The following is a 15,393-nucleotide window of genomic DNA, read 5'->3' as shown; positions in this document are numbered from 1 at the left end:
CTCAGAACTCCAGGTGAAGCGCGAAATGCGCCGGGTTGAGCAGGCTGGTGACGAATTCGATCGCGCGTCCGTCGGCGGCGCGCGTCAGGCGGCGTGTGCGCAGGAACGGCGTGCCGGGCGCGCAATCGAGGATCGCGGCGTCGGCGGCGCTCAGCATCTCGATATCGACCCACTCCTCGCCGTGGTCGGGCACCAGCCCTGCCCCGCGCAGCGTCTGGTGCAGCGTGCCTTCGCGCAGGCCGCGCAGGGGTATGTCCTCCAATTCGGGCGACAGCGGCAGGCGGCTGCGCTCGATCGAGATGGCGTGGCCGTCATTGGCATTGGTGCGGGCGCGGTCGACGGCAATGAAGGACGAGCTGTCCACGCCGAGCCTGGCCGCCAGTTCCGCGTCCTCGATGATCTCGAGCCGCAATGTGCGGGTCTCGGCATTGGCGCCCGCATTGGCAAGCGCGCGCGACCAGCCGATCGCGTCATCGACCGGCATGCCGTCGAAGGTCACGAAGGAGCCGATGCCGACCTTGGTGGTGATGAGCCCCCGGCTGGAGAGTTCTTCCAACCCTTTGCGCACCGTGTTGCGGCTGACGGAGAAGCGCTGGACGAGCTCGCTTTCGCTCTGCAGGCGGTCGCCGAAGCCAAGCAGGCCGGAGCGTATCTCATGCTCCAGAACCGTCGCGATCTGCTCGGGCTTGCCCGTGCCGGGAGTAAGCTGCATCGCGCGACGGGCCATATCGATACCTGTTCAGTGAACCTGTATAATCCTGTTCATTAGCGTATCTGAAATGAAGCGTCAACGGGCTTCGGCCCGACGATCGGCTGCCTGTCAAACATCGGCTGGTCGTCAAACGAAGAAGAATTCCTCGACGCGCTGCCTGGCCTGCCGCAGCACCGGCAGGATGTCGCGCTCCATCGCCTCGACCGAGAAACGCGCCGACTGCGTCGAGACGTTGATGGCCGCGACGGTGCGCCCGGCGCGATCGACGATCGGCACCGCAATCGAGCGCAGGCCAAGCTCCAGCTCCTCGTCGACGATGGCGAAGCCATCCGCCCTCGCCCTGTCGATGGCCTTGCCGAGTGCGGCGCGGCCGGTGATCGTCTTCGGCGTCCGCCGCTTGATGGCCGCCTCGGCAAGGAAGGTCTTCAACTCATCCGCCGACAGGCCGGAAAGCAGCACCCGCCCCATCGAGGTGCAGTAGGCCGGCAGCCGCGTGCCGACATCGAGCGCGACGCTCAGGATGCGCCGTCCAGGGATGCGCGCGACATAGACGACATCCTCGCCCGACAGCACGGCCGCATTGCAGGCTTCGTCGAATTTCCCCGCCACCTCGCGCATGATGGGCGCCGCGAAGGTCCAGAGCGAAGCGCCGCCAAGCCATGTCCGCGCGACAGTCAGCAAGCGCGGCGACAGCGAAAACAGCCGGCCGGATTGCGTCGCATAGCCCGTGGCTACCAATGTCAGCAGAAAGCGCCGGGCTCCCGCGCGGGTGAGATCCGCCTCCTCGGCCATCTCGGTCAGCGTCATGCCGGCCGGATGGCGCGCGAGGATTTCCATCACCGCCAGGCCGCGTTCCAGCGAACCGACATGGTCGCGTGAAATGGATTCCTCTTCCACGAACGTCTCCAGGCCGGCGTTGACTCTATGCAAAGATTGGAGCTAAAAGTATCCCATATAAAACACATGTTCGCAATACGAACTTTTGCACCACGGAGCCTAAGGATGGTGAAGTTCCTGCCGCTGAAAGAGGCGGTCGCGGAGAATCTGCATGACGGCGATACGGTCGCTTTCGAGGGCTTCACGCATCTGATCCCGACCGCCGCCGCGCATGAGGCGATCCGCCAGGGCTTTCGTGAGCTGACGCTGATCCGCATGACGCCCGACCTGATCTACGACCAGATGATCGGCATGGGCATGGCGAAGAAGGTCGTCTTCTCCTATGTCGGCAATCCGGGCGTCGGCCTGCTCAGGCGCGCCCGCGACGCTATCGAGAACGGCTTTCCGCGCGCCATCGAGGTCGAGGAGCACAGCCACGCCGGCATGGCCAATGCCTACGAGGCGGGCGCCGCCGGCCTGCCCTGCGCGGTGTTTCGCGGCTATCGCGGCGCCGGTCTCGCCGCGGTCAATCCGAACATCAAATCCGTGACCTGCCCCTTCACCGGCGAAGTGCTTGCCGCCGTTCCGGCGATCCGGCCCGACGTCACCTTCATCCACGCGCAGAAGGCGGACCGGAAAGGCAATGTGCTGGTCGAAGGCATCATCGGCATCCAGAAGGAGGCCGTTCTTGCCGCAAGGCGCGCCGTGGTGACGGTCGAGGACGTGGTCGACAATTTCGACGACCTCCACCCCAACCTCACCGTGTTGCCGAACTGGACGATCGCGGCGATTTCGGTCGTGCCCGGCGGCTCGCACCCCTCTTACACGCATGGCTATTACGAGCGCGACAACGCCGCCTATCTGGAATGGGACGAGATCGCCGCCGACCGCGACCGCTTCCAGGCGTGGATCCGGAAGAACGTCATCGAGAGCAGCGCCGACGACTTTGCCGGCCGCGTCGAGCATCTGAGGAAGGCCGCATGAGCGACGCGAAGGATATGGGCTTCACCCCGAACGAGATGATGACGATCGCCGCCAGCCGCGCGCTGAAAAGCGACGATGTCTGCTTCGTCGGCATCGGCGCGCCGTCGGCCGCCTGCAACGTCGCGCGGCTGACGCATGCGCCCGACATCACGCTGATCTACGAGAGCGGCACCATCGGCACCGCGCCCGACGTGTTGCCGCTGTCGATCGGCGACGGCGAATTGTGCGAGACGGCGGTCACCACCGTCGCCGTGCCGGAGATGTTCCGCTACTGGCTGCAGGGCGGCCGCATCTCGATCGGCTTCCTGGGCGCCGCACAGCTCGACAGATTCGGCAACATAAACACCACCGTCATCGGCGACTATGCGCATCCCAAGACCCGCCTGCCCGGCGGCGGCGGCGCGCCGGAGATCGCCACCTCGTCGAGGCAGGTCTACATCACCATGGCACAGTCGAAGCGCGGCATGGTCGAGAAGATCGACTTCTTCACCTCCTTCGGCCATGGCGACGGCGGCGATCACCGCAAGCGCCTCGGTATCGACACGGCCGGCCCGACCTTGCTGATCACCGACCTCGCCATCTGGAAGCCCGACCCGGTGACCAAGGAATTTACGGTGGTGTCGCTGCATCCCGGCGTCACGCGTGAGCAGGTGCAGGAGACTTGTGGCTGGGTCGTAAAATTCGCGGAGGCCCTTGACGAGACGCCGGCGCCGACGGAACTCGAGCTGAAGACATTGCGCGACCTGCAGGCCCGCACCAAGGCGGCGCATCAAGGGACCGCCAAAGGGAAAGCTGCATAAATGACTGAGGCCTTCATCTGCGATTACATCCGCACGCCCATCGGCCGCTTCAGCGGTTCTCTGTCCTCCGTCCGCGCCGACGATCTCGGCGCGATTCCGTTGAAGGCGCTGGTCGAGCGCAATTCCAGCGTCGACTGGGCGGCCATCGATGACGTCGTCTATGGCTGCGCCAACCAGGCCGGCGAGGACAACCGCAACGTCGCGCGCATGGCGCTGCTGCTTGCCGGCCTGCCGCAGGACATTCCCGGCTCGACCGTCAACCGCCTGTGCGGTTCTGGCATGGATGCCGCCACCATCGCCGCGCGCGCCATCAAAGCAGGCGAGGCCGAGCTGATGATTGCCGGTGGCGTGGAATCGATGAGCCGCGCGCCCTTCGTCGTGCCGAAGGCCGACACCGCCTTCTCACGCAATGCCGAGATCTACGACACCACCATCGGCTGGCGTTTCGTCAACCCGCTGATGAAGAAGCAGTATGGCGTCGATTCCATGCCGGAGACCGGCGAGAACGTCGCCGAGGATTTTTCCGTCAGCCGGGCCGACCAGGACGCCTTCGCCGTACGCAGCCAGGACAAGGCGGTGGCCGCGCAAGAAAATGGCCGGCTGGCGAAAGAGATCACGCCGGTGACCATCCCGCAGAGAAAGGGTGACGCGATCGTCGTCTCGAAGGACGAGCATCCCCGCGCCGGCACCACCATAGAGGCGCTGGCCAAACTGCCAACGCCGTTCCGCCAGGGCGGCACGGTGACCGCCGGCAATGCTTCCGGCGTCAATGACGGCGCGGCCGCCCTCATCATCGCATCCGAAGCAGCGGCGAAGAAGCATGGGCTGACGCCGATCGCCCGTATCCTCGGCGGCGCCGTCGCCGGCGTGGCGCCGCGCATCATGGGCATCGGCCCGGCGCCGGCTACCATGAAGCTTTGCGCCCGCCTCGGCCTGACGCCCGAACAATTCGACGTCATCGAATTGAACGAAGCCTTCGCCTCCCAGGGCATTGCCGTGCTCCGCCAACTCGGAATTTCCGAGAAGGCGGAGCATGTGAACCCCAATGGCGGCGCGATCGCGCTCGGTCATCCGCTCGGCATGTCCGGCGCGCGCATCACCGGCACGGCGGCGCTCGAGCTGCGCGAGCGCGGCGGCAAGCTGGCTTTGGCCACCATGTGCATCGGCGTTGGCCAGGGCATCGCCATCGCGCTCGAACGCGTCTGAGCGCGGCGGCTGATCAGTAAGGAAGACCGACGTAATTTTCGGCCAGAGCGGTCGATGCAGCTTGTGAATGCACGAGATAGTCGAGCTCGGCTTCCTGGATGCGTTGGCCGAACTCGCCCGTCTCCGGAAAACGGTGCAGCATCGTCGTCATCCACCAGGAAAAGCGCACCGCTTTCCACACGCGCGCCAGCGCCTTGGACGAATAAGCGTCGAGCCCAGCCTCTGATTTCCCGTTATAGAATTCACGAAGTCCGGCAAACAGATAGCGCACGTCGCTGGCAGCGAGGTTGAGGCCCTTCGCGCCAGTCGGCGGCACGATATGGGCGGCGTCGCCGACCAGGAACAGCCGGCCGAAGCGCATCGGCTCGGCAACGAAGGAGCGCAGCGGCGCGATCGACTTCTCGAAGGATGGCCCGATGGTGACGGCGGCCGCTATCTGCGGCGGCAGGCGCCCGCGCAACTCGTCCCAGAAGCGGTCGTCCGACCAGGCCTCGACGCGTTCGTCGGCCGGAACCTGCACATAGTAGCGGCTGCGCTGTGGCGAGCGCATCGAGCAGAGCGCAAAACCGCGCTCGTGATTGGCATAGACCAGCTCGTGGTCGGCCGGCGGCACTTCGGCCAGCACGCCCAGCCATCCAAACGGATAGTGCCGCTCGAACGTCTTCAACGCGCTTTCCGGCACCGAGCGGCGGCTGACGCCGTGGTAGCCGTCGCAACCGGCGATGAAGTCGCAATCGATGCGATGCGTGAGCCCGTCCTTGTCGTAGGTCACGAAGGGCGACGCGCCGCCGAAATCATGCAGCGCGACATTCGACGTTTCGAAGACGGTCAGGAGACCCGCTGCTTCGCGCTTCTGCATCAGATCCAGCGTCACCTCGGTCTGGCCGTAGACGGTGACATGCTTGCCGCCGGTGAGCGCCGTCATGTCGATGCGATGCGCGCGGCCGTCGAAGGCGAGCGAGATGCCTTCATGCGGCAGGCCCTGGGCATGCAGCCTGTCCGCCGCGCCCGCTTCGCCGAGAAGGTCGACCGTGCCCTGCTCCAGCACGCCCGCTCGTACCCGGCCGAGCACATGTTCCCGGCTGGACCGTTCGAGGATGATCGTCTCGACGCCAATGGTGGCGAGCAACTGGCCGAGCAGCAGACCGGACGGTCCGGACCCAATGATAGCGACCTTCGTGCGCATCAGATCCCTTTACACATGTCGTTCTCCCAAAACCGCTGCGCACTTTTGGGCGACATGCGTTAGCGCCCGAGGCTCTCGATCTGCGCGGCCAACTCGGCGGCAAGCCTGAGCGCGGCCGCGGTCGCCACGACCATTTGTGGCAGGAGGAGCCATTCCAGCGTCCAGGCCGCGCCCGAACGCTCCTGCTCGTGCACCAGCGCGTTGTGCATGCCGGAGAGCTGGACGGCATTGAAGCGCGCCAGCGCCACCAGGGCTTCCGCCTTCACCGGATTCTGCTTGTGCGGCATCGCCGACGAGCCGCCGCCACCGGACAGTCTGATGTCGGAGCCCGTCTGCGCCATCAGCGCAACGTCCTGCCCGAACTTGCCGAGGCCGCCGGTCACCAGCGATAGCCAGCCGGCGAGCTCGGCGAGCGCGTCGCGCTGGCTATGCCATTGCGGCGCATCGCCAAGACCGAGCTTCGCGGCAAGAGCGGCGCGCACGGTGGCGGCCTTGTCGCCGAGCTTTTCCAGCGTTCCCGCTGCACCGCCGAACTGCAGCACCAGCAGCCGGCCGGAGAGCTCTTTCAAGCGTTCCTGGTGACGTTCGAGTGGCGCCCGCCACGAAACGATCCGATCGCGTACTGTTATTGGAATTGCCGGCTGCATGCGCGTCATCGCCATGAGTTCACGATTTCCAAACTCCAGCTCAAGACCGGCGAGGCGAACGACGTTCTCGCCAAGCAACAGGCCGATATGGTCGACGACCTGCCGCAGGCGCAAGACCAGCGACGTATCGATCACATCCTGGCTGGTGGCGCCGAAATGCACATATGCATCGTGCGGCGCGCCGACAGCGGCTTTAACCTGGCGCACCAGTTCCGGCACCACGACGCCATCCATGGCGACGCCGGCGCGCAGCTTCGCCGTGTCCGGCCGGAACGCCGCCAGCGCCCTGACGATCGCCGCCGCCGCATTGCTGGGGATCGCGCCGTGCTCGGCTTCCGCCTCGGCCACCGCCCGCTCGAAATGGAGCATGGCGCCTATGTCGGCTTCGACGGAAAAATGCTTGGCCGCCTCCTCGTCGCCGAGCAGGCCGGATAGCAGCGGGTGATCGAAGGGCGAAACGGTCATGGCCGCCACGGTCAGCTGTCGAAGAAGACCGTCTCCTTTTCGCCCTGCAGATGAATGTCGAAGACGTAAGTGTCGCCCTGGCGTTCGGCGATCAGCGTCGCCACGCGCAGGCGATGCTCGATGCGCGCAAGGATCGGGTCCTCGGCATTGGCCTTCTCCTCGTCGGAGAAATAGAGCCTGGTGTTCAGGCCGATATTGATGCCGCGCGCCACGATCCACAGCGTGATATGCGGCGCCATCAGCCGCCCGTCGCGGAACGGCACCCGGCCCGGCTTGATCGTTTTGAACAGGCAGACGCCCGTTTCCATGTCGGTCGGCTGCCGGCCCCATCCCTGGAAGTTCGGATCGGCGGCGCCGCGCAATTCCGTCGGCGAATTGTAGAGGCCTTCGGCATCCGCCTGCCAGATCTCGACCAGCGCATCCTTCAGCGGCGTGCCGGTGCCGTCGAGCACGCGGATGCGGAGTTCGATGCGCTCGCCCCTGGTCTCGCCATTGACCATGGTCGAACCGAGATCGCTCGCATAGACGCCGCCGATGCCGCAGAAATTGGGCGTCAGCCCGATATGCACATAGGGTCCGGCGGTCTGCGAAGGGCTCTCCTTCAGCCGGTCGAGCGACTGCGCCATCAATTGCCCTCCGGCCGGTTCTCGAACAGCGTCGAGCGGCGCCCGCGCAGCACGATGTCGAACTTGTAGGCGAGCGCGTCCATCGGGATGGTAGAGTTCATGTCGAGCGCGGCGATCAGCGCTTCGATCGCGGCCTTGTTGGAAATGCCGCCGACGATCGGACAACGCCAGATCAGCGGATCGCCCTCGAAATACATCTGCGTGATCAGTCGCTGCGCGAAGCCGTGGCCGAACACCGAAAAATGGATATGCGCCGGCCGCCAGTCGTTCGGCCCGTTCGGCCAGGGATACGGCCCGGGCCTGACGGTGCGAAAGGCGTAGCCGCCATCCTCGCCGGTGATCGCGCGGCCGCAGCCGCCGAAATTCGGATCGAGGGGTGCCAGATAGCCGTCCTTCTTGTGACGGTAGCGGCCGCCGGCATTGGCCTGCCAGAATTCGAGCAGCACGCCGGGCACACCCTTGCCGCGCTCGTCGAGCACGCGTCCATGGACGATGATGCGCTCGCCGATGGCGCTCTCGCCGCGCTTGGCGAAATTATGGATCAGGTCGTTGTCGAGCTCGCCCAGCATCGCGTGCCCGAACACCGGGCCGGTCAATTCCGACAGCGTGTTGTCGAACGACAAAAGCGCTTTCTGCGGCGAGCGCAGCACCGAGCTCTTGTAGTTCGGCGTGAACGCCGGCGGATGCCACTGGCGGTCGCGCTGGAAGAAGGCGCCGGTTTCCGGCGCGCGGTTGGAGCCGGGCTCAGCCATGGGCGGCTCCGTCCATCTGCGCGAACACCTGCTTGGCGATCTTGAAGGCGCGGTTGGCGGCCGGCACGCCGGCATAGATCGCGACATGCAGGAAGGCCTCGCAGATGTCGTCGCGCGATGCGCCCGTATTGGCGGTGGCGCGCACATGCATGGCCACTTCCTCGTCATGGCCGAGCGCCGCAAGCAGCGCCAGCGTCACAATCGAGCGCTCGCGCTTCGACCAGCCGGGCCGCGCCCACACCGTTCCCCAGGCGGCTTCGGTGATCAACTGCTGGAACGGCCGGTCGAAATCGGTCGCGGCGTCCTCGGCGCGGTCGACATGCGGATCGCCGAGCACGGCGCGGCGGACCTCGAGACCGGTCCGGTAGCGGTTCTTCGTGACATCATCCATGAGCAGACTTTCCCCCAGGCAACGAGGCGACGAAATCGCGGATCAACGTGACGAGCGCTGCGGGCTGCTCGATGCACGGGATATGCGCGGCATTGCGGATCACTTCGAAACGCGCGCCGGGGATCAGTCCGGCCAGCGAGCGGACAAGATCCGGCGGCGTCGAACCGTCCTGGTCGCCGACCATGCAAAGCGTCGGCACCGCAATGCGTCGCGCGCTGTCGGTGAAATCGGCATCGCGGACTGCCATGCAGGTACCGATGTAACCAGGCAGAGCCTGCCTGGTGAGCATGTTGCAGCAGCCGGCCAGATCCGCCGAACGCCTGGCATGGAACTCCGGCGTGAACCACACTTTCATGATGCCTTCGGCGATCGCCTCGATGCCGTCGCGCTCGACGGTCGCGATGCGCGTGTTCCAGCTTTCGGCGGTGCCGATCTTATGTGCCGTGTCGCTGAGGATCAGCGCCTCTACGCATTTGGGGTGGCGGGTATAGAGCCGCTGCGCAATCATGCCGCCGACGGACAGGCCGAGGAGCACGACCTTGTCGAAGCCGAAATGGTCGATGAGGGCGACCAGATCGTCAACATGGTCGTCGATAGAGCGTACGCCGCCGCCGATATCCGACAGCCCATGGCCGCGCTTGTCGTAGACGAGCATCGGCATTTCGCCGGTCAGTTCCGCGACGACGTCGTCCCAGATGCGGAAGTCGGTGCCCAGCGAATTGATGAAGATGATCGGACGCGACGTGCCGGCTGCCTCGATATGGCGGTAATGCAGCGCGACGCCGCCTATGCTGACGAATGGCACGATTTCTATCCTCCAAACCCACATTGCACGAGCGGTTTGGTTCGGTAAAATGATATTTTGCGGCGTTTCATTAACTCTGAGGTTATCGAACCATGGCCGAAAGCCGGATCCGCTTCCGCCACCTGCAGGCGTTTCTCGAAGTCGCGCGGCAAGGCAGCGTGGCGCGCGCGGCCGACTTCCTGAATGTCAGCGCGCCGGCCGTAACCAAGACCTTGCGCGAACTGGAAGAAGCACTCGGCGTCGCGGTGGTCGAGCGCGACGGGCGCGGTATCCGCGTCACGCGTCTCGGCGAGATCTTCCTCGGGCACGCCGGTTCGGCGATATCGGCGCTGAAGCGCGGCGTCGATTCCGTGCGCCAGGACGGCGCCCTCAATCGCGACCCGATCCGCATCGGCGCGCTGCCGACCGTTTCGGCGCGCGTCATGCCGCTCGCCATGAGCCTGTTCCTCGAGGAAAACACCGGGGCCGCGCTCAAGATCGTCACCGGCGAAAATGCCGTGCTGCTCGAACAACTGCGCATCGGCGCGCTCGACCTGGTCGTCGGCCGCCTCGCGGCGCCGGAGCACATGACCGGCTTCTTCTTCGAGCATCTCTATTCGGAGCAGGTGTTGTTCGTGGTGCGCGCCGGGCATCCCCTGGCCGAGCCGGACGCCGACGTCTTCGCCCGGCTCGACGAGTTTCCCGTCCTGATGCCGACGCGGGAATCCGTCATCCGGCCTTTCGTCGACCGGCTCTTCATCACCAATGGCATGACCGCGCCGGCCACGGAAATCGAAACGGTTTCCGATTCCTTCGGCCGCTCCTTCATGCGCCAGAGCAATGCGGTATGGATCATCTCGGCCGGCGTCGTCGCCAACGAGATCGCCAGCGGCGCCTTCGTCGCCTTGCCGGTGGATACGGCGGAGACCAAGGGACCGGTGGGCTTGACCATGCGCACCGACACCGCACCCTCGCCCGCCTTCACCATCCTGTTGCAGACGATCCGCGAGGCAGCACGGCACCACGCTTGACGATCGGCGTATCGGCTCGAGTTCCACTAACCCAGAGGTTAATGAAACACCGTAAAATATCATTTTACCGAACCAAACCGCTAGTGCAATGTGGCATCGGAGGATCGAAAGCCGTGCCGTCCGCAGCAAACGGAAGACCCGTTTGCCGTCGTGTCGAACGGCAACTGAGGGAGGAGCAGATGTCTCATAGTATCGGCAGCAAACCCGCCCTGTCGGGCATTTCACGGCGCCAGTTCATCGCCACTTCGGTGGCCGGCGGCGCGGCGCTGGCATTCGGCCGCGGCAGGGCCTTCGCGCAAGCCGCCGACACGCTCAAGGTCGGCTTCGTCAGCCCGCGCACCGGCCCGCTCGCCGGCTTCGGCGAGACCGACGGCTACGTGCTCGATCTCGCCCGCAAGGCCCTGGCCAACGGCATCGAGCTTGGCGGCAAGAAATACAGCGTCGATATCCTCGACCAGGACACCCAGTCGGATCCGTCCCGCGCCGGCCAGCTCGCCAAGGACCTGATCAACAACCAGGCTATCGACCTGATGCTCGCCGTCTCCACGCCTGAGGTGATCAATCCGGTGGCGGACGCCTGCGAGGCGGCCGGCGTGCCTTGCCTCTCCACCGTCATGCCCTGGGAGGCCTGGTATTTCGGCCGCGGCGCCAAGCCGGGCCAGCCCTCGCCGTTCAAATGGACCTATCATTTCGGCTTCGGCGTCGAGGAGTTCTTCAAGGCCTATATCTCGCAGTGGAACCTGATCGAGACCAACAAGAAGGTCGGCGTCATGTATCCCAACGACGCCGACGGCAACGCCATCCGCGCCCATCTGGCGCCATTGCTCGCCAAGCAGGGTTTCACCATCGTCGATCCCGGCGCCTACGAGACCGGCACCACGGACTATTCCTCGCAGATCGCGCTGTTCAAGCAGGAAGGCGTCGAGATCTTCAACTCCTTCCCGATCCCGCCCGACTTCGCCGCCTTCTGGCGCCAGGCCGCGCAACAAGGCCTGACAAGGCAGATCAAGATCGCCCAGGTCGCCAAGACCGGCCTGTTCCCATCGGATATCGAGGCGCTCGGCGACCTCGGCATGAAGATTTCGAGCGCCGCCTATTGGCACAAGGCGTTCCCCTACAAGTCGCCGCTGACCGGGGTCTCCGGCACGGAGCTTGCGGACGGCTACGAGGCGGCAAGCGGCAAGCAATGGACGCAGCAGCTCGGCGCCTCGATGTCGCTGCTCGATGCCGGCTTCGAAGCCCTGAAGGCAAGCGCCAACGCCAAGGACAAGGCTGCAGTTGCCAAGGCGCTCAGCACGCTGAAGACCGAGACGATGATTGGCAAGGTCGACTTCACCAGCGGCCCGGTCGCCAACGTCTCGCCCGGCCCGATCATCGGCACGCAGTGGGTCGCCGCCAAGGAAGGCTCGAAATTCCCGCTGGACTATGTCGTGACCGAGAACGCCACCGACCCGAAAGTGCCGGTCGGGGCCAAGCTCCAGCCCTATAACGGTTGATCTTTCGAGGGACCGCATCGTGAACGCCATGCCCAACGGTGCGATCCTCAGCGCCGCCGGCATCCACAAGCGCTTCGGCGCGCTTGTGGTGCTGGACGACATCGACTTCGCCATGGGTGCCGAAGAGGCGGTCGGCATCGTCGGCCCGAACGGCGCCGGCAAGACGACGCTGCTCAGCGTGCTCTCCGGCGCCTATCCGCCAAGTGCGGGAACGATTGCCTTCAAGGGCGATGACGTGACCGCGTTGCCGGCAACGCGGCGATGCCGGCTGGGTCTGGTTCGCACCCATCAGGTGCCGAAACCCTTCGGCGGCATGACCGCTTTCGAGAATGTCTTCGTCGCCGCCTCGCACGGCGCCGGGCTCGGCCGCGACGAGGCCTATGAGGAAGCGCTCGGCTCGCTGAAGCTGTGCGGTATGCTTGGCGTCGCCAACCGGCGCGCCGAGACGCTCGGCCTGCTCGACCGCAAACGGCTGGAGCTGGCGCGCTCGCTCGCCGCAAAACCGAGCCTGCTTCTGCTGGATGAGATCGGCGGCGGCCTGACCGACGGCGAGGCAGGTGAACTCGTCGAGACCATCCGCGAATTGCGCCGCCGCAGAATAGGCATCGTCTGGATCGAGCACATCGTCCACATCCTTTTGCAGGTGGCCGAGCGTCTGATCTGCATGGATGCCGGAAAGATCATCGCCGACGGCGAGCCGCAGGCGGTGATGGCCGACCCGCATGTGATCAGCGCCTATCTCGGCGGAGGCCCGAAATGAGCCTGCTATCGGTCGAGGATCTGGTTGTCCGCCACGGCCTGCTGCAGGCGGTGCGCGGCGTCAGCTTCAGCGTCGAACGCGGCGAGACGCTGGCGCTGGTCGGCGCCAACGGCGCAGGCAAGACGACCTTGCTTCGCGCAATCGCGGGCGCGCACCAGGCAGCCTCGGGCCGAGTGGTCTTCGACGGCGCCGACCTTTCCGGCGTGCCTTCGCATGAACGTGTCCGCAAGGGCGTAGCCCTGGTGCCGGAAGGCCGGCGGCTCTTCGTGCAGATGACGGTCGAGGAGAACCTCCTGCTTGGCCGCAGCGCCGGTCGTCCCGGCGAGTGGAGCGTCGAGCGCGTGCTCGAAACCTTCCCCAACCTCAAGCCGCGCCGCCACGCCAAGGCCGGACATCTTTCGGGCGGCGAGCAGCAGGCGACCGCGATCGGCCGCGCGCTGATGAGCAACCCCGACCTGCTCCTGCTCGACGAAGTCTCGCTCGGCCTGTCGCCGCTGGTCGTCGATCGCGTCTATGCTTCGCTGCAGGGTCTGATCAGCTCCGGCACGACGATCGTCCTCGTGGAGCAGGACCTCAACCGCGCGCTCTCCGTGTCCAACAAGGTCATCTGCATGCTGGAGGGCAGGATCGCGCTTGCCGGCGACAGCAAGACCGTCTCGCGCGACGAGGTGACAAAAGCCTATTTCGGCCTGCACCGGAAAGGCGCCGGAGGCGTGCCGGCATGATGAACCAGATCGTCCAGGGGATCCTGCTCGGCGGCTATTACGCGCTGATCGCCTGCGGCCTGTCCTTCATGTTCTCGGTGATGCGCATCATCAACCTTGCGCATGGCAGCCTCGCCGTGCTGTCGGCTTTCGCGCTATGGCTGCTCGCCTCGCGCTTCCACATCCCGCCCTTCTACGGCCTCGCCATTGTGTTGCCGCTGATGGCTGCGATCGGCTGGGCATTGCAGCGCTTCCTGCTCGAGCGCAGCGCGCGTGGCGGCGCGTTGCTGCCGATCCTCACCACCTTCGGCCTCGCGATCGTCATCGACAATGTGCTGTTCGAGCAGTTCGGCGCCGACACGCGCTCGCTGGCGCCCTTCATAGGCAGCCTGTCCTATGATTCCTGGGAATGGCCGGGCAGCATCTATGTCGGCAAGCTGGCGGTGATCATCTTCGTCGCCGCCGTCGTCCTGCTTGGCGGGCTGCAGCTGTTCCTCACCCGAACCGGGCTCGGCCGCTCGATCCGTGCAACTTCGGAAGACCCTGACACCGCCGGCCTTGTCGGTGTCGATGCGCGCCGCGCCAACGCCATCGCCGCGGCGATCGCCATGGTCACGGTCGGTCTCGCCGGCGCCTTCCTCGGCATGCGCGCCACCTTCGACCCCTATGCCGGCGCCACGCAACTTCTGTTCGCCTTCGAGGCGGCCGTCATCGGCGGCGCCGGCTCACTCTGGGGCACGCTGATCGGCGGCATCGTGCTGGCGCTCGCCCAGACGCTCGGCGCCAAGATACATCCGCAAGGTTTTCTCATCGGCGGCCATGTCGCTTTCCTGATCGTTCTGTTCATCCGCCTCTACACCTCCGGCCTCGGCCTGCGCGGGTTGCTGCGCATCTCCACGGGGAAGGCGTCATGAGCGCCACCTCCCCCGTCATCGAGCGCGGCACCGCCGCCTCGCGCATCGCAGGCATCGGCGTCGTTGCCATCATCCTGCTTTTAGCCATCGCGCCGCAGTTCCTTTCCGCCGGCGCCGTCGACCGCATGACGGCGCTGTTCATCTATGTGATCCTCGCCGCGATGTGGAACGCACTTGCAGGCTTCGGCGGACTGGTCTCGGTCGGCCAGCAGGTGTTCTTCGGCCTCGGCGCCTATTTCGCCATCCGGCTCGCCGATGCCGGGCTCAACCCGTTCGTCTCGCTGTTCGTCTCGGCGGTCATCGTCGGCGCCGTTTCCTGGCCGATTTCGCTGTTCATGCTGCGCCTGAGGAACGGCGAATTCGCCATCGGCATGTGGGTGATCGCGGCGCTCACCCACCTCCTTGTCAATCTGGATCGGCTGATCCAGGGCGAGACCGGCACGTCGCTGATCTCGCTCAACGTCTACGATGCTTCGACACGCAGGCTGACGATCTACTGGCTGGCGCTGGCCTCAATGACCGCGCTGCTTGCCATCCTGTTTGGCCTGCTGCGCGGCAGCACCGGCGCCGCCATCCGCGCCATCCGCGACAATGAGGATGCGGCGGCCTCCGTCGGCGTGCGCGTCACCGGCACCAAGCGGCTGCTCTTCGTGCTTGCCGCCTTCGGCATCGGTGTCGCCGGCGCGCTGTGGCTGGCGACCTCGATCACCTTCCAGCCAAAAACCTATTTCAGCGTGCAGTGGACCGCCTACATGATCTTCATGGTGCTGGTCGGCGGTATCGGCACCTTCGAAGGCGCCATCCTCGGCGCGCTGCTGTTCTTCCTCATCGAAACCTGGTTCGGCGGCACCGGCGTCTGGTACCTGATCGGGCTCGGCGCCACGGCGCTGGTCTTCTCGCTGTTTTTACCGCGCGGTTTCTGGGGCACGCTGGAAGAACGCTTCGGCTGGCGACTGCTGTCCGTCGGCTACCGCGTCAGGCTTCCCGCCGGCGCATCAAATCCGACCGGCGAGATTGCTTCGCCGCTACAGACCACCAATTCTCGGGAGAAGGCATGAG

Annotated in this window: 17 protein-coding genes; 9 read left to right on the top strand and 8 right to left on the bottom strand. The window is 65.6% G+C overall.

The window, feature by feature from the left end; all coding sequences use genetic code 11:
* Position 1 precedes the first annotated feature (1 nt).
* Both AC0YKC_RS22190 and AC0YKC_RS22185 read right to left on the bottom strand, forming a co-directional pair.
* Positions 2-727 (bottom strand): GntR family transcriptional regulator, encoded by a 726-nt coding sequence (locus AC0YKC_RS22190; RefSeq protein ID WP_320297083.1) that lies wholly within the window; start codon positions 725-727, stop codon positions 2-4.
* Between the two features lie 111 nt (positions 728-838).
* On the bottom strand, positions 839-1,609 hold the full coding sequence (locus AC0YKC_RS22185; RefSeq protein ID WP_488512560.1) for an IclR family transcriptional regulator domain-containing protein: 771 nt from the start codon (positions 1,607-1,609) through the stop codon (positions 839-841).
* Between the two features lie 105 nt (positions 1,610-1,714).
* Here AC0YKC_RS22185 and AC0YKC_RS22180 point away from each other — a divergent pair, with 105 nt between their 5' ends.
* The 3 genes from AC0YKC_RS22180 to pcaF are packed head-to-tail and all read left to right on the top strand — an operon-like array spanning position 1,715 to position 4,578.
* Entirely contained in the window at positions 1,715-2,572 is an 858-nt protein-coding gene (locus AC0YKC_RS22180; protein WP_488512559.1) for a CoA transferase subunit A, read from the top strand.
* Positions 2,569-3,372 carry a CoA-transferase subunit beta gene (locus tag AC0YKC_RS22175; protein ID WP_488512558.1) on the top strand — a complete coding sequence of 268 codons (804 nt, stop codon included), beginning with the start codon at positions 2,569-2,571 and terminating at the stop codon, positions 3,370-3,372. The genes AC0YKC_RS22180 and AC0YKC_RS22175 overlap by 4 nt, the downstream gene beginning before the upstream one ends.
* Positions 3,373-4,578, top strand: coding sequence for a 3-oxoadipyl-CoA thiolase (gene pcaF / locus AC0YKC_RS22170; RefSeq protein WP_488512557.1), 1,206 nt, complete (start codon positions 3,373-3,375; stop codon positions 4,576-4,578).
* 13 nt (positions 4,579-4,591) lie between these two features.
* Here pcaF and pobA read toward each other — a convergent pair whose 3' ends face one another.
* Genes pobA through pcaD form a run of 6 tightly spaced genes read right to left on the bottom strand, consistent with a single transcriptional unit; the run spans position 4,592 to position 9,450 of the window.
* On the bottom strand, positions 4,592-5,764 hold the full coding sequence (gene pobA / locus AC0YKC_RS22165) for a 4-hydroxybenzoate 3-monooxygenase (RefSeq protein WP_488512556.1): 1,173 nt from the start codon (positions 5,762-5,764) through the stop codon (positions 4,592-4,594).
* 59 nt (positions 5,765-5,823) lie between these two features.
* Positions 5,824-6,876 (bottom strand): 3-carboxy-cis,cis-muconate cycloisomerase, encoded by a 1,053-nt coding sequence (locus tag AC0YKC_RS22160; RefSeq protein WP_488512555.1) that lies wholly within the window; start codon positions 6,874-6,876, stop codon positions 5,824-5,826.
* Positions 6,877-6,887: 11 nt separating this feature from the next.
* On the bottom strand, positions 6,888-7,502 hold the full coding sequence (gene pcaG, locus AC0YKC_RS22155; protein WP_320297090.1) for a protocatechuate 3,4-dioxygenase subunit alpha: 615 nt from the start codon (positions 7,500-7,502) through the stop codon (positions 6,888-6,890).
* The gene (pcaH, locus tag AC0YKC_RS22150) at positions 7,502-8,254 is read right to left on the bottom strand and encodes a protocatechuate 3,4-dioxygenase subunit beta (protein WP_488512553.1); all 753 of its coding nucleotides are present in this window, start codon (positions 8,252-8,254) and stop codon (positions 7,502-7,504) included. Before pcaH ends, pcaG begins: the two co-directional genes overlap by 1 nt.
* Positions 8,247-8,645: a 4-carboxymuconolactone decarboxylase gene (gene pcaC / locus AC0YKC_RS22145; protein WP_224522923.1), complete on the bottom strand. Its 399-nt coding sequence runs from the start codon at positions 8,643-8,645 to the stop codon at positions 8,247-8,249. The genes pcaH and pcaC overlap by 8 nt, the downstream gene beginning before the upstream one ends.
* On the bottom strand, positions 8,638-9,450 hold the full coding sequence (gene pcaD / locus AC0YKC_RS22140) for a 3-oxoadipate enol-lactonase (protein ID WP_488512552.1): 813 nt from the start codon (positions 9,448-9,450) through the stop codon (positions 8,638-8,640). The genes pcaC and pcaD overlap by 8 nt, the downstream gene beginning before the upstream one ends.
* A gap of 92 nt (positions 9,451-9,542) precedes the next feature.
* Between pcaD and pcaQ the strand changes: the two genes are divergently transcribed.
* The 6 genes from pcaQ (at position 9,543) to AC0YKC_RS22110 (ending at position 15,392) form a co-directional block, all read left to right on the top strand.
* Positions 9,543-10,460: a pca operon transcription factor PcaQ gene (gene pcaQ, locus AC0YKC_RS22135; protein ID WP_320297093.1), complete on the top strand. Its 918-nt coding sequence runs from the start codon at positions 9,543-9,545 to the stop codon at positions 10,458-10,460.
* 179 nt (positions 10,461-10,639) lie between these two features.
* Positions 10,640-11,956, top strand: coding sequence for an ABC transporter substrate-binding protein (locus tag AC0YKC_RS22130; protein ID WP_488512551.1), 1,317 nt, complete (start codon positions 10,640-10,642; stop codon positions 11,954-11,956).
* 28 nt (positions 11,957-11,984) lie between these two features.
* A complete protein-coding gene (locus AC0YKC_RS22125; protein WP_488512605.1) occupies positions 11,985-12,716 on the top strand; it encodes an ABC transporter ATP-binding protein in 732 nt (243 codons plus the stop codon).
* Entirely contained in the window at positions 12,713-13,441 is a 729-nt protein-coding gene (locus tag AC0YKC_RS22120; protein ID WP_488512550.1) for an ABC transporter ATP-binding protein, read from the top strand. The genes AC0YKC_RS22125 and AC0YKC_RS22120 overlap by 4 nt, the downstream gene beginning before the upstream one ends.
* On the top strand, positions 13,438-14,334 hold the full coding sequence (locus AC0YKC_RS22115) for a branched-chain amino acid ABC transporter permease (RefSeq protein WP_488512549.1): 897 nt from the start codon (positions 13,438-13,440) through the stop codon (positions 14,332-14,334). The genes AC0YKC_RS22120 and AC0YKC_RS22115 overlap by 4 nt, the downstream gene beginning before the upstream one ends.
* Positions 14,331-15,392 carry a branched-chain amino acid ABC transporter permease gene (locus tag AC0YKC_RS22110; protein ID WP_488512548.1) on the top strand — a complete coding sequence of 354 codons (1,062 nt, stop codon included), beginning with the start codon at positions 14,331-14,333 and terminating at the stop codon, positions 15,390-15,392. The genes AC0YKC_RS22115 and AC0YKC_RS22110 overlap by 4 nt, the downstream gene beginning before the upstream one ends.
* Position 15,393: the final 1 nt, after the last annotated feature.

It is taken from the genome of Mesorhizobium sp. CNPSo 4661 (assembly GCF_057784215.1).
Note: the sequence above shows the minus strand (reverse complement) of the source record. Positions and strands in the feature narration are given on the sequence as shown.